This is a genomic window from Symmachiella dynata, from assembly GCF_007747995.1.
Classification (GTDB): Bacteria; Planctomycetota; Planctomycetia; order Planctomycetales; family Planctomycetaceae; genus Symmachiella; species Symmachiella dynata.
Genome location: NZ_CP036276.1, coordinates 3,946,351 through 3,958,254, shown reverse-complemented (window position 1 = coordinate 3,958,254; position 11,904 = coordinate 3,946,351). Strand labels below are relative to the sequence as shown.

Annotated in this window: 13 protein-coding genes and 1 pseudogene; 13 read left to right on the top strand and 1 reads right to left on the bottom strand. The window is 53.3% G+C overall.

Going from position 1 to position 11,904, the window contains the following annotated elements:
• The 12 genes from Mal52_RS15100 (at position 1) to Mal52_RS29825 (ending at position 8,153) form a co-directional block, all read left to right on the top strand.
• On the top strand, positions 1–414 hold the full coding sequence (locus Mal52_RS15100) for a Na+/H+ antiporter subunit B (protein ID WP_145377021.1): 414 nt from the start codon (positions 1–3) through the stop codon (positions 412–414).
• An 11-nt stretch (positions 415–425) separates the two neighbouring features.
• On the top strand, positions 426–773 hold the full coding sequence (locus Mal52_RS15095) for a Na+/H+ antiporter subunit C (RefSeq protein WP_145377020.1): 348 nt from the start codon (positions 426–428) through the stop codon (positions 771–773).
• Positions 770–2,398, top strand: a complete 1,629-nt coding sequence (locus Mal52_RS15090) for a Na+/H+ antiporter subunit D (protein ID WP_145377019.1) — start codon at positions 770–772, stop codon at positions 2,396–2,398. The genes Mal52_RS15095 and Mal52_RS15090 overlap by 4 nt, the downstream gene beginning before the upstream one ends.
• Positions 2,395–2,868, top strand: coding sequence for a Na+/H+ antiporter subunit E (locus tag Mal52_RS15085; RefSeq protein WP_145377018.1), 474 nt, complete (start codon positions 2,395–2,397; stop codon positions 2,866–2,868). Before Mal52_RS15090 ends, Mal52_RS15085 begins: the two co-directional genes overlap by 4 nt.
• 59 nt (positions 2,869–2,927) lie before the next feature.
• Entirely contained in the window at positions 2,928–3,194 is a 267-nt protein-coding gene (locus Mal52_RS15080; protein WP_420824956.1) for an MrpF/PhaF family protein, read from the top strand.
• On the top strand, positions 3,191–3,550 hold the full coding sequence (mnhG, locus tag Mal52_RS15075) for a monovalent cation/H(+) antiporter subunit G (protein ID WP_145377017.1): 360 nt from the start codon (positions 3,191–3,193) through the stop codon (positions 3,548–3,550). The genes Mal52_RS15080 and mnhG overlap by 4 nt, the downstream gene beginning before the upstream one ends.
• A gap of 186 nt (positions 3,551–3,736) precedes the next feature.
• Positions 3,737–3,877 (top strand): hypothetical protein, encoded by a 141-nt coding sequence (locus tag Mal52_RS29830; RefSeq protein WP_197533978.1) that lies wholly within the window; start codon positions 3,737–3,739, stop codon positions 3,875–3,877.
• A gap of 13 nt (positions 3,878–3,890) precedes the next feature.
• A complete protein-coding gene (locus Mal52_RS15070) occupies positions 3,891–5,108 on the top strand; it encodes a two-component system sensor histidine kinase NtrB (RefSeq protein ID WP_231962363.1) in 1,218 nt (405 codons plus the stop codon).
• The gene (locus tag Mal52_RS15065) at positions 5,101–6,501 is read left to right on the top strand and encodes a sigma-54-dependent transcriptional regulator (protein WP_145377016.1); all 1,401 of its coding nucleotides are present in this window, start codon (positions 5,101–5,103) and stop codon (positions 6,499–6,501) included. The genes Mal52_RS15070 and Mal52_RS15065 overlap by 8 nt, the downstream gene beginning before the upstream one ends.
• An 80-nt stretch (positions 6,502–6,581) precedes the next feature.
• A complete protein-coding gene (locus Mal52_RS15060; RefSeq protein ID WP_145377015.1) occupies positions 6,582–6,935 on the top strand; it encodes a hypothetical protein in 354 nt (117 codons plus the stop codon).
• A gap of 266 nt (positions 6,936–7,201) precedes the next feature.
• Positions 7,202–7,729, top strand: coding sequence for a nucleoside diphosphate kinase regulator (gene rnk / locus Mal52_RS15055; RefSeq protein WP_231962362.1), 528 nt, complete (start codon positions 7,202–7,204; stop codon positions 7,727–7,729).
• Between the two features lie 64 nt (positions 7,730–7,793).
• Positions 7,794–8,153 (top strand): hypothetical protein, encoded by a 360-nt coding sequence (locus Mal52_RS29825; protein WP_197534207.1) that lies wholly within the window; start codon positions 7,794–7,796, stop codon positions 8,151–8,153.
• A 268-nt stretch (positions 8,154–8,421) separates the two neighbouring features.
• Here the strand turns inward: Mal52_RS29825 and Mal52_RS15045 are convergent.
• Positions 8,422–8,640: pseudogene (locus tag Mal52_RS15045) on the bottom strand (IS3 family transposase); the annotation flags it as partial.
• Positions 8,641–9,046: 406 nt separating this feature from the next.
• On the opposite strand from Mal52_RS15045, the gene Mal52_RS15040 reads away from it, so the two are divergent.
• On the top strand, positions 9,047–11,896 hold the full coding sequence (locus tag Mal52_RS15040; protein ID WP_145377013.1) for a PSD1 and planctomycete cytochrome C domain-containing protein: 2,850 nt from the start codon (positions 9,047–9,049) through the stop codon (positions 11,894–11,896).
• Positions 11,897–11,904 lie beyond the last annotated feature (8 nt).

Here is an 11,904-nt window from a genome sequence, read left to right as displayed (position 1 = left end):
ATGGATTCCGTAATTCTAAAGACAGCGATTCGCTTCCTATTGCCATTGCTGCTGCTCTCGTCGGTGTTTCTGTTTCTCCGTGGGCACAACGAACCGGGAGGTGGTTTTGTTGGTGGCTTGGTGGCCAGCGGTGCAATGGCGTTGTACGCGATGACATACAATGCAGCGGCAGCTCGGCAAGTGGTACGCGTATCGCCGCGGGTTCTTATTGGTTCAGGGCTGCTGATGTCGCTGAGCAGTGGATTGGTCCCGTTATTCTTGGGCCGACCTTTTCTCACCGGGCTGTGGACATCAACAACGATCACCGGATTGGGAGAACTACATCTTGGGACGCCATTGCTATTTGATCTCGGTGTTTTCTGCGTCGTGACAGGAGTCACACTCGTCTTTGTCTTTTCACTACTCGAAGAATAAGAATAAGCGCCATGGACATTGTTTTAGCCATCACTGTCGGCGGATTGTATGCAGCAGGCATCTACATGATGTTGCGGCGCAGCGTCGTCAAGCTGCTGATTGGACTTGGCCTACTAAGCCACGCCGCCAACCTACTCCTGTTTACCGCAGGTGGAATCGTGCGCGGCCGTGTTCCCGTTGTGCCAGCCGGTGAATCCCAACCGCTGACAACCGTCGCCGATCCGTTACCTCAAGCACTCATCCTGACAGCCATTGTGATTAGTTTCGCTGTGTTGGCGTTTGCTCTCGTTCTGATCTACCGCACGTACCAATCCTTGGGGACGGAAGATTTGGACCAACTCAAGGCGACCGACACATGATTGCTCAGGTTGCCATTATACTTCCGATCGCTCTGCCGCTAGCTACGATGGCGATGCTGCTGCTGGCGTGGAATTCCGTTGCCGCTCAGAAAGTGATCGGCGTCGTCGGTTCGGCGCTGCTGCTACTGTCCGCCGCTGCGCTCATGTGGTTGGTTGACCGTGACGGAATCCTTGTGTTGCAGGTGGGAAACTGGCCCCCTCCGTTTGGAATCACATTGGTAGCAGACCGTTTGAGTTCGATCATGGTGATGCTCGCAGGGTTAATGGTGTTTGCCGTGTCGGTGTATTCCATCGCAACAATTGACGACCGCCGCATCGATTTTGGATTTCATCCACTCATTCAGTTGCTGCTCATGGGCGTGTGCGGAGCGTTTTTGACAGGAGACCTATTCAATCTGTATGTGTGGTTTGAAGTCATGCTGATTTCGTCGTTCGTGCTGCTGACGCTCGGCGGCGAACGTGGGCAACTGGAAGGAGCCATCAAATACGTTACATTAAATCTGGTCTCTTCCGCAGTGTTTTTGGCGGCCATCGGGGTGATTTATGCTGCCACCGGAACGCTGAATATGGCAGACCTCGCTCTGAAGCTAAGAAGCTTTCCAGACGAAGGCATTGTGTCTGTTCTCGCAATGTTGTTTCTGATTGCCTTCGGGACCAAAGCAGCCGTGTTCCCCCTGTTTTTCTGGCTGCCGGCGTCGTACCACACTCCGCCGGTCGCCGTGTCTGCAATCTTCGCCGGTCTACTCACAAAGGTTGGCGTTTATTCACTCATCCGATCGTTCACACTGCTGTTTGTGACCGATTTGGAATTCACCCACAATTTGCTGTTAGTGATTGCTGGGCTCACGATGGTGACCGGCGTGCTCGGAGCGATGGCTCAGACCGAGATTCGCCGTATTCTGTCGTTTCATATCGTCAGCCAGATCGGCTACATGCTGATGGGACTTGCCTTGTTCACGCCGCTGGCCTTAGCTGGTTCCATCTTTTACATCATTCACCACATCGTTGTGAAAACGAATCTGTTTCTGATTGGTGGAATCGTCGAACGACGTTTTGGTACCGGCCGTCTGGCGGAGGTTGGGGGCCTGTATCGCTCGGCGCCGGTGCTGGCGACATTGTTCTTTGTGTCCGCGATGTCCCTGGCCGGAGTTCCGCCATTATCGGGTTTCTTCGCGAAACTGACTTTGATCCAAGGCGGACTGGAGGCGGAACGTTACGCCATCGTCGCGGCGGCATTGATGGTGAGTCTGCTGACTCTGTTTTCGATGACGAAAATCTGGGCCGAAGTCTTTTGGAAACCGACGCCTGAGGGAACGGGGGTGAAAGCGTCTAGAAACCCTCGCGCGACGACTGAGCAAGTTAGCCTGTTCGGACCAACACTCCTTCTGGCGACGATTACCGTGGGAATCGGTGTGATGGCGGGACCGGTGATGATTGCTTCCCTCGCCACTGCCGAACAACTGCTCGATCCAGATATTTACATCAAAGCCGTATTGCCGGATTCTCATTTGACGGAGAGCCAAACGGGGTTTCTCGTTCCGGAAACAAACGTTGCTTCCGTCGCTGCACAGAACCTTGAGTCGCATGGACCTCTGGCATCAATCCGCGAAGGGGCAGTGCGATGAATTACTTCTTTTTCAACATCTTTCTGGCGCTGGTCTGGGGACTGGCGAACGGACAAATCTCCTTATCAAGCCTTGTTGTTGGCTTTGCCCTGGGATACGGCATCTTGTGGTTTTCACAACCGATTATGGGGCCGTCTCGCTACTTCCAAAGATTACCGGTCGGTCTGCGTTTTTTTGGTTATTTCCTCTGGCAACTGCTGTTGTCCAATCTGCGGGTCGCTTACGACGTCATCACGCCACGGTTATATATGCGACCAGGAATCGTCGCTGTGCCGCTCGACGCGAAAACCGACCTGGAAATCACCTTGCTGGCGAATCTGATCACCTTGACACCCGGCACACTGAGCCTAGACGTGTCGAAAGACCGTCGTACGCTGTACGTGCATGCAATGTTTGTCGACAGCCCCGACAATGTTCGCGATAGCATCAAGAACGGATTCGAGCGGCGTTTACTGGAGTTGATTCGATGACGATGAATTTCTTGACAACGGACTTGACCCTAGCCACGCCGATGCTCGCGGCGACAACATTGGTGAATGTGACGGCACAAGTTTCGCTGATTGTGTTGGTGATTGCACTGGGGTTTGCGTTCCTGCGACTTGTGCTGGGACCGACGCTACCCGATCGCGTAGTCGCTCTAGATCTTGCCGCCACATTGCTGGTGGGAATGATTGCGGTCAGCGCAATCGAAACGGGCGACGTGATTTTCCTGCGCGTGGCCATGGTGGCGGCATTGTTTAGTTTTATCGGGACCATCGGTTTTTGCTGGTACCTGCAACGAGGGCCTGACCATTGAGCGATATCGTAACGATCATACTGCTCGTCGCCGGGACGGCTTTCGCCCTATTGGCATCAATTGCGATTGTGCGCATGCCGGATCTGTTCACGCGCATGCACGGTGCCACCAAAAGTGCAACGTTGGGCGTGGGGTGCACAATACTTGCGACTGCCATCCGATTTAATGACACGGAAACCACCACCGTCGCCATTCTGGTTATCGGCTTCCTGTTCCTAACTGCTCCGGTGGCTGCACACATGATTGGCCGAGCCGCGCATCAACAGCGGATCCCCAAATGGAAAGGCACGGTCGTTGATGAGTCGCCCCTTGCGCATTCGGGAGCCGATGTGGACAATGCTAATGAAGAAATGTAGCCCAATCAGTTGCGCATATCGGTCAGACAGTAGTGTCGCTACGAATTGACACTGCCGACCACGGTTGCTACTTCACTGAACAGATTGCGACAGATTCGCCCGATTCCTGAATGGCACAGGGATTGCTCTCATCGTTCGACATGTCAATACGGACGTTCCGAACCTTTTGATCTGGAGAGCCGAATCATGTCGACGACTTTTTCTGATAACCATGATAGCAACGAACATCACACTTCTTTCGATGAAATGACTCCGCGCAAACAGCTGGGCGGAATGCTGATTTTGTTGTTGATGTTGTTGCTAGCCATTTTCTTGCAGTCCCAATGAGGGCATGCATAGAATGAACAGGATGTTCAACGAGCAACGACAGGATCAGACAACCGATCGTCAACTCGATAGCTACGTGTTTCGCGCCATCGCGGACTACACGTACGACTGGGAGAGTTGGCATGCACCAGACGGCAGGCTGCTGTGGCTGAATGCGGCTGTCGAACGGATGACAGGCTATCGGCGCGATGAGTGTTTGAAGATGCCGGACTATCCACTCGCATTGGTCGCTGAAGAAGACCGTGAAAAGGTGGCTAACGTTCTTCAAGACGCGAAAAATGGGGGCAGTGGAAACGATGTCGAGTTTCAACTTCTCCATCGCGACGGTTCGATGCGGTGGGCAGCCGTGTCGTGGCAACCGATGTATGACGAATCGCAAAAGCATCTTGGCTTCCGAGCAAGCGTGCGAGACATCACTGAGCGTCAGCAATTTCGTGAAGAGTTGCGGCTCTACAACCAACATCTGGAGCAACTCGTTCAAGAACGAACGGCAAAGATCGCTCAACTTGAAGAGCATCGACTGAAAATGGAAAAGCTGGCTGCGCTCGGTCAGATGGCGGCCGGTGTTGCTCACGAAGTCAATAATCCACTGGCCGGAATTCGCAATGCGTTCGCTCTGTTCAAAAGCAATCTCTCCGCCGATGACGAAAACTATGAACTGCTGGAATTGATTGATGGTGAGATCGAACGAATCAGTTCAATCACGCATCAGATGTATCAGCTTTATCGGCCCAGCCAACAGTCGCCCGCCAAATTCGACCTTTGCCGCGTGATTGCAAGCGTCGTCGTGTTGCTAGAACCGATGGCTGAGAAATCAAACGTGGAGGTCAAATCGCAGAGCGATCGATGTGTTCCTGACAAAGAACTTGGTGCGACGGAAGTCGTTTTGCGGGAAAGCGAGTTACGGCAGATTCTGTTGAACGTCATCCGCAATGCGATTCAGGCATCGCCGTCGTCTGCTGTGGTGCAGATTGACGTTACGACCTCGACTGATCTCGTCACGATCGCAGTGTCGGATCAAGGCAAAGGCATCTCAAACGAAGTCGCTGCCCGCATGTTTGAACCGTTTTTCAGCACAAAAACTGGAACGCGTCAGGGTATGGGGCTTGGCCTGTCTGTCTCGAGAAGCCTAGCCGAAGCGATGGGAGGAAAAATCGTCATCGAGAACGAACGTGCAAAAGGCGCCTGCGTTAAAATCATGCTGCCACGCCGGATTTCTACCCATGAATGAACAACAAATGGCTAAGCGAATCCTCATCGCCGACGACGAGCCGCTGTACCTGCGGACGACCGGACAATTGTTACGCAAAGCGGGCTACGTATGCGAATGCGTTCCGGATGGTGATGCCGCTTTGGAGAAACTTCGCAGCGAACCGTTCGATTTGATTCTGTCCGATTTGAACATGCCCGGGAACCTAAAACTCGAACTGTTGCGACAAGGTCGTACGCAGTGGCCGGATATTCCGCTGATTGTGATTACCGGTGTCCCTTCGTTGCCGACCGCGATTGAAGCCGTTCGGCTGGGGATTGCGGATTATTTGCTCAAACCGGTCAAGTACGAAGACCTGTTGGCAAGCGTGAGACGAGCCTTAACCCAGCCGCCGCCATCTGATTCCGAACCAACGACAGATCAGCTGGACTTTGAAACACTCTCCTCGAAGTTCCCTGAAATCCTCGGCCGTAGTGAGCCGATGTTGGAACTGCTGGAAGTCATTGACCGGGTCGCTCTCACCGATACCAATGTGCTGATTACGGGTGAGAGTGGCACTGGAAAGGAAGTGATCGCTCAGGCGATTCACAGTCACGGTCGTCGCCACGAACACAACTTCCAAGTCATCGACTGTACGGCGATTCCAGAGTCACTCTTCGAGTCCGTTTTGTTCGGCCATGCCAAAGGTTCCTTCACAGGTGCCATCATGGACCAGGACGGTTTACTGAGTCGGAGTCATCACGGCACGGCGTTTTTCGACGAAATCGGCGAACTGCCGATGTCGTCACAGGCCAAACTGTTGCGCGCCGTGCAGGAACAGGCTTTCACGCCGGTTGGCAAGAATGAACTCCATCGCGTCGACACGCGTTACATCTGCGCGACCAATCGTGATTTGCAGGAAGAAGTCAACGCCGGGCGGTTTCGGCAGGACCTGTTTTACCGACTGGGTGTGATCCACATGGAATTGCCGCCACTGCGTGATCGCGGTGATGACGTGATCCTGCTGGCGGACGCTTTCCTGAAAGAATTTCAACGAGACAATGCCCGTATCACCGGTATCTCAGATGAAGTGATTGACTGCTTTCGCCGCTACGAATGGCCGGGTAATATTCGAGAATTACGAAACGTGATCGAACGCGCTGTTGCATTGTCGCGTGGGGAATCGATTCAATTATCTGACCTCCCCAAGCCGATGCGTGAACCCCAAACATCCACGCCGCAGGCTGTTTCCATGCTGGCGGAAATATCGCGGGAAGAGGCGCTCGACAACGCCGACCAAAGTTACCTGACGGCACTGCTCAAAAAACATAGCGGGAATATCTCGCAAGCCGCTCGCCAAGCTGGTCTGTCACGCCAGGGGATGCACAAACTGCTGGCTCGACATGGACTGGATGCCACCGAGTATCGTCCATAAATCTTGGACCGGCGGTACAGTCTTTGCAATGAAGCGAGAGAGGAACCTCATTCTCCGCTTCTTTTACAAGGATGGTATCTATGTCTCTCGAGCAATGGAGCGAACACAACGAGCTGCTCAATGCTTTTCGTGAATCAATACAGCACAGCACGCGTGGGTTAATATCCGACCTCTCGGTTGATCTAACCGATGACAACTGCGTCGTCTTATCCGCGACTTCTCGCAACTATCATGTTGCTCAACTAGTGATTCAGGCAACGAAGTCGTTTGCGGACAAACATCCATTATTTCCTGAAACCCGGTTGCTGCTGGGTGTTGTCGGTTCGACGCTGGCGCTTGTTGTGCCCCATATTCCCAGCGATGACGCTCGCAATACAGTGTCTACTCATGATTCCGACCGTCACCCACAGTTGACACTTCCGGCCTCCGTATAGCCGGAAACAGGATCAGAGATCGCCTTAAACTGTCGGTTCCTCTGCGATTTCCTGTCGTTTCGAGGCTACGAAGCGAAAAACCGACGTTCGATGATTCAATGGTCCGCTAATTGCATTAGCTACAAACATGAACTCCAGCAACGAGGTGGAATCATGTCTGTCAACCTGATCAAAGAACGACGGAAGCGACGGGAACTAATCCAACGCTACTCACTGCCTCCAGTCACAGACGACGAGGAAATGAGGTTCAGCGAGAAAGCCGTGTTTTGGATGGCAGTCCTTGCTGTGACTCCACTGATCCTGTTTCACATTATCTATCTATTTTATCCGAACTTTCTTTGGATTCCGATTACAACATACTAGGCAGGATTTTCACGATGGTGACCAAACGGCAAATTATTATAAGCAAAGGAGATCACGAACGGCTGAAGAATCTTTTCTTCAGCGGTGTCGCGGCCACTTTCAGCGACAAACCCTACCTTCAGTCGCTACAAGGCGAATTGGACAGCGCACGGATTCTGCTGCCGGAAGAAATCCCGCCAGACATTGTGACGATGAACTCAACCATCCGGTTGCGGCAGCTGCACAGCAAAGAAATTGAAACCTACACGTTGGTCTTTCCTGCCGATGCGAATATCGCGGAAGGCAAGCTCTCGGTGCTGGCTCCAATTGGAACCGCAATTCTTGGATACCGCGTCGGCGACCGAGTTGAATGGCAAGTGCCCAGTGGAGCAATCCAGTTTAAGATCGAAGAACTTGTGTTTCAGCCTGAACGCGATGGAGTTGTCGTCTGACACATTTGACCGACATGCAACATTCTCGGACTGGCTCACGTATTTCGACCATGAGGAGATTTCCATGGACATTACAATCACCGCCCCGTCCAAATCCAAACGCAACGGTTTCCGTGACTCCGTTACAGAACGATTGCGGCGGATGTTTTCACGATTCTCTCATCGGATTGCTCGCGTCGACATTGCTTTAACCGACGTAAACGGACTGCGTGGTGGCGTCGACAAACAGTGTCGCGTCAGCGTGCGAATGCCCGGAATTGGCGAAATTGCGACAACGGCGAAAGACGAGAGTCCATGGGCCGCTGTCGCTCAGGCAACTCGTCGCGCAAGGCGAAAGGTTTTAACTAAGCTCAAACGTCCGCGATCACAGCGCGAGCGATACCGACGCAACCGTTGGAACGATAGCGACACTCTTGAAGAGTAGCCATTGGGATTGAACGGAACGATTGACCCGTGTCTGTTGAGGACGATTCCTGGGGCTACCCTACGGTCGCAGTTAGCTCACAGGAATCGCTGATCGGCCACTAAAGTCCACCGCACGGAACGACTCTGGTCTCGAGTCAGACTCGTGAACTTCCCCAACACGAGTTGGCGCATCTATTGGGTTAGATAAAACAGAGCAACTGTCCCAAACTTCTTGGCGGGAAGGCCAGCCCGGACCATGGCCTTTGACGGTGAGGTTCGAGCAAGCATCAAGCCACCGCCGCGTTTTGCTCCGGACTCATAGAACCCAACGCTGAATGACGACGCGTCCGGTTGGCAAATCGCTCAATGCCATCAAACACACTCGCCCGCGCTGCTGACCTCGTCGCATAAACCGCGCGATACATCCGCTCCTTCTTCAGCGTCGCGAAGAAACTCTCTTTTCTCGCATTGTCCGGCCAGTTCCCCAGGCGGCTCATGCTGAACGTGCTGTTTTCTTCGTGCAAAAACTCATAGAACGCGCCCCTCGTAGACTGGCTGCAGCACGCAGACCGTGATCGGCTATTCTTCTCGATGCCTTTCGATGAAGCCGAATCTCAGTTCTTTTCGTTGGCAAAGAACGCCGTCGCTTTTATTGAACGTCATGCAACATCCGCTTCTCCTCCGAAAGTCCTGCTTCGTAGGATGTTGTTTCCGCTTCGACATCTTTCATCCTTCTCCCAAGTAGTATAAGCTCTTGATTGAGCGCCCAGTATTCGTGGGGAAGTCCAACTTGTTTTCGAATCCAGCCTGACTCTCAATCCAGGCTGAGTGCGTGCAATCTCCCAATGTCACGGTTAGAATGGAAGATTGCCCCAGAAACCGTTGATCGCCGCACTCAATGGAACATCGCATATGCTTGTTACACTCCGATTGCTCATCGTAATCACATTTTTCATTCTATTTCAGCGCCCCTTATGCGCCGCCGATGGTTTACTGGAAGGTTCCCAATGGAAGCGTGATGGCTTTGCCGTCGCTCGATACGAAATTAGCGGCACGGGAAGCAGGAACAATCCGCTGCGGCGGAAGTTACGCGCCCCGTTTGCGAGCGATGAATTATTCGTCCGGTTTCGTATTCAATATGACGCTGACTCCATCGACACTCCGGAGGAGGGCAACGGTGAATTTTTCGTGTTGTGGTTGGACAGTGCGGAAGGGAGTGACACGACGACACATAGCGGTGGCGTGCCAAACTTGGGGCTTCATGTCTCTCAAGGCGAGAACCGGTTCATGGTCCGCTATTCGTCGGGGGGTGAAAAATTCGGGCCTGCGCTGCAAGGCAATCGCGAATTTCTGATTGTCGGGCGGCTTTGGAAATCGGCCTCCGGCGACGATGAACCATTTGACCGCTTTGATCTCTGGGTGGATCCTCAAGACAACGAAGAATTCAAACCCAGTGCATCAACAAATAGTCAAAAGTCGATCACGGCTGTGAATTGGATTGGTTTCTCGACCGGCGCAAAAACAGAAGCGGGCGATCAGATCGAAGTGTGGGACGTCGATCTCGCTGCAACATGGGAATCGATTCTCAATCTTCCGCCGAAAAAGAAATCGGTCCCGGCACAACCAGCGGTCGTTCAACGGACCGTCAATTTTGAAACCCATGTACTGCCATTGCTGAAATCCCGCTGTTTCGAGTGTCACTCTGGAGACGAGCCTGAATCGGATGTACGTCTCGACTTGGTTGATGAAGTGTTGAACCAAACTGTAGTCCGCAACGCCGCGAAAAGTCGTCTGTTTGAAGTCGTAGAACAAGGAGAAATGCCGCCAGACGACGAACCGCTCGATGCCGATGAAAAAGCGATTCTGAAGGCATGGATTGACGAGGGTTTGGATTGGGATGAAAAGCTGCTGCCTACGCCGCCCCCAGTGACCGATCATTGGGCGTTTCAAAAGATCCGTCGGCCCAACGTGCCGGACGTTAAGAACCAGCAATGGGTCCGGACGCCGGTCGACAGTTTTATCGCCCGTCGGCATGAAGAACTCGGACTAACACCAGCGCCGGAGGCGGACGCGCAAACCCTGGAGCGTCGTATTTCGCTCGATCTAACGGGTTTACCACCGTCTGACAACAAACAGACAATGGATGATTACCTCGCCAGTCCCGCATATGGGGCCCGTTGGGGGCGGCATTGGTTGGACATCGTGCGCTGGGCGGAAAGCAACGGACATCAACACAACCGCAATCGGCCGCATGCTTGGCGATATCGCGATTGGGTGGTCGACGCGTTTAATGATGACAAACCGTTTGACCGCTTTCTACTCGAACAAATTGCCGGTGACGAATTGGAACCGGTGTCCGACGAAAGCGTGATCGCCACGGGCTTTTTGGCGGCGGCACGCTACAGCGGCAATGAGTTGGACAAGTCGATTCAACGCAACGACATTTTAGTCGACGTAGCCAATACGACAGCGCAAGTGTTCCTGGGACTGACCATGGAATGCGCACAATGTCACAGTCACAAGTTCGATCCAGTTTCAATACGGGATTACTACCGTTTCCAAGCGTTCTTTGCACAAGGTCAACCTGAAAACGTCATCATCGCCGAAGATGAAACGGTCCGCTCGTTGATCGACGAGTATTGGCAAATATTTGATCGTGTCCACGACCGCATCGTGAATGTTCGACGCAAACAGGGACATCCTGAGCCGATCTATGTCACGCCCACAAGTGTCATCAATGGAATGCGCAAGAGCGAAAAGACCCGTTTTCAGGAATTGCGGAAGACCCTTTCCGAATTTCCCCAAACATGGGGGTTCTACGCACCCTCCGCCTCAGAGCGTCCAGCACTGGTCGCACCGCTCAACATGCGCTGGCCGCTCCCGCGCATCGACGGAGATTCGCCGCTTATGGAGACGGCCATCTTGTTACGAGGGGACGTGCAGTCACGCGGCCCAGTTGTGCAACCCGGCTGGCCGGCGTTATTCGGTCCCATGCCCGACCGATCGGAGAAACCCAGATCACAGTTGGCAGCGTGGATGACCGATCCCGCGAATCCGTTAACCGCCAGGGTCTGGGTGAATCGTCTCTGGCAATGGCATTTCGGTCGTGGATTGGTCGAGACGAGCGCAGATTTCGGGACACAAGGAAGCAAACCGACGCATCCGGAATTGCTGGACTTCTTAGCAAGCGAATTAATTGATAGCGGCTGGAGCACCAAACACATCCACCGGTTGATCGTCGATTCGGCAACGTATCGTCAATCCTCACAGTTCCAACCACATAATTCTGAAACCGATCCTGACAACAACATGCTGTTGCGGTGGCTGCCGCGGCGGTTAGAAGCGGAAGCGATTCGCGATTCCATCCTGGCCGTGTCGGGCTGTCTGGACGCTGAAACGGGTGGTCCCAGCGATATTGGACAATCCAAACGACGCAGTCTGTATAGACATCAAAAACGTGGCGCCCTGCCGGTCCAACAGATACTTTTCGACGGGGCCGATGGTATTACCGTTTGCTCTCATCGCCGCGTCTCCACTTCCGCGTTGCAACCCTTGTGGTTGCTCAATAGTCACTTCGTCCAAGAAAACGCCACTGCATTTGCCCAGCGGGCGAAATCAGTGGAAAATGCCTTTCATCTGGCATTGGGGCGAAAACCGACTGCCGAGGAATTAACGGACCTCGAAGCTCTGGCTGAGCAGGCCGATTTGCACAGCGCGTGTCTAGCGATATTAAACTGCAGCGAGTTTCTTTATATCCCATGAGTAACCCA

Coding starts and splice junctions, on each gene's coding strand:
- Mal52_RS15095 (WP_145377020.1), top strand. CDS start 426: ATGGACATTGTTTTAGCCATCACTGTCGGCGGATTGTATGCAGCAGGC.
- Mal52_RS29830 (WP_197533978.1), top strand. CDS start 3,737: ATGTCGACGACTTTTTCTGATAACCATGATAGCAACGAACATCACACT.
- Mal52_RS15100 (WP_145377021.1), top strand. CDS start 1: ATGGATTCCGTAATTCTAAAGACAGCGATTCGCTTCCTATTGCCATTG.
- Mal52_RS15090 (WP_145377019.1), top strand. CDS start 770: ATGATTGCTCAGGTTGCCATTATACTTCCGATCGCTCTGCCGCTAGCT.
- Mal52_RS15060 (WP_145377015.1), top strand. CDS start 6,582: ATGTCTCTCGAGCAATGGAGCGAACACAACGAGCTGCTCAATGCTTTT.
- Mal52_RS15085 (WP_145377018.1), top strand. CDS start 2,395: ATGAATTACTTCTTTTTCAACATCTTTCTGGCGCTGGTCTGGGGACTG.
- Mal52_RS15040 (WP_145377013.1), top strand. CDS start 9,047: ATGCTTGTTACACTCCGATTGCTCATCGTAATCACATTTTTCATTCTA.
- Mal52_RS15070 (WP_231962363.1), top strand. CDS start 3,891: ATGAACAGGATGTTCAACGAGCAACGACAGGATCAGACAACCGATCGT.
- Mal52_RS29825 (WP_197534207.1), top strand. CDS start 7,794: ATGGACATTACAATCACCGCCCCGTCCAAATCCAAACGCAACGGTTTC.
- Mal52_RS15065 (WP_145377016.1), top strand. CDS start 5,101: ATGAATGAACAACAAATGGCTAAGCGAATCCTCATCGCCGACGACGAG.